The organism is Pseudomonas laurentiana (assembly GCF_014648275.1).
In the GTDB taxonomy this organism is placed as follows: domain Bacteria; phylum Pseudomonadota; class Gammaproteobacteria; order Pseudomonadales; family Pseudomonadaceae; genus Aquipseudomonas; species Aquipseudomonas laurentiana.
Map to the genome: position 1 here is coordinate 1 of NZ_BMQU01000202.1, position 520 is coordinate 520.

Below are 520 nucleotides of genomic sequence, written 5' to 3' on the forward strand. Positions count from 1 at the left end.
ATCGTTACCCATGACGAGCTAATTCTTAATAATTTACTAAATATAAAGGCATGTTTATCTTTTATCTTTTTTTAGGAATATGCCTGACATTACTTTTACATAATTGATCAGTATTTATAGTACTTCAGGAGCCAATGAGATTATTTTGGTGAAATTCAATTCTCTCAATTCCTCAGTAACTGAACCAAAAACTCGAGTTCCTCTTGGATTTCCTTTCTGATCAATGACAACTGCTGCATTGTCATCAGATCGTATTATCATTCCATCGCTACGTTTAAGTTCTTTACACGTACGTATAACTACGGCTCTAACTAGTTCTGATTCTTGCAGAGGCATATTAGGTGCTGCTTCTTTAATTACAGCGATGATAATATCGCCAATATTAGCGGTGTTACGATTACCTGCTCCTAGTACTCGAATGCACATTAATTTTCGGGCTCCACTGTTGTCTGCTACATTCAAGTAAGTTTGGGACTGAATCATTTTTCCTCCAATTGTTACCTCGGCAGAAAAAAAGGTA

Annotated in this window: 1 protein-coding gene; it reads right to left on the reverse strand. The window is 36.0% G+C overall.

Annotated elements, in window-relative coordinates; translation table 11 throughout:
- Positions 1-114: 114 nt before the first annotated feature.
- Positions 115-483, reverse strand: a complete 369-nt coding sequence (gene rplN, locus IE038_RS25800) for a 50S ribosomal protein L14 (protein ID WP_189396448.1) — start codon at positions 481-483, stop codon at positions 115-117.
- Positions 484-520: the final 37 nt, after the last annotated feature.